Annotated in this window: 1 protein-coding gene; it reads left to right on the top strand. The window is 50.4% G+C overall.

The annotated features are described in order from the left end of the window. Positions 1-657 (top strand): cupin domain-containing protein (locus ACTXGO_RS15540; protein ID WP_443575152.1); only part of this gene is annotated, 657 nt, incomplete at its 5' end. Positions 658-692: the final 35 nt, after the last annotated feature.

Below are 692 nucleotides of genomic sequence, written 5' to 3' on the forward strand. Positions count from 1 at the left end.
CAAGGCGGCGTTGAGCGCGTGATGCTCGATCGCGTAGGCGCGGAAAAAGCGCGCGCGACGAGTCTTGTGCGTTATGCGCCAAGCTCTCACTTTCCCCGTCATCAGCACCCAGGCGGCGAGGAGATTTTGGTATTGTCAGGGATGTTTTCAGCCGATGACGAGCATTACCCTGCAGGCTGGTACTTGCGTAATCCACCAGCGTCAGGTCACACTCCCTTTAGCGATGAAGGAGCGATTATCTTTGTTAAGCTGCGACAGATGCTAGCATCAGAAAATCGTCATGTCGCTATCGACACGTACGATAACGCTAACTGGCAACGCGTCGGCAGCCGTGAAGTTTGTCCTTTATATTCAAGTGAGCACTCTTTAGACAACAGAGAGCAGGTAAGCTTGCAGCGTTTGGGTGCAGACGAAGTTTTATTCAGCGAGGAGCTGCAGGCTCAATTGACAACAGGCGGCGCAGAGCTATTAGTTGTCAAAGGTGCGCTTTTAGATGGGCATCAAACTTATAATAAAGACAGTTGGATACGTATGCCCACAGCTACCGCAGCTACGTCGTCGTCGATAAAAGCAGGGTCGCAAGGCGCTACCGTCTATCTTAAGACGGGTCATTTAGCACAAGTGATTGGCGCAGATGTCGAAGATTTGGACGTTTAATGAGCTCGATTTTCACATTTACGATTTGAGACCTT

This window comes from Psychrobacter sp. T6-1, assembly GCF_052258445.1.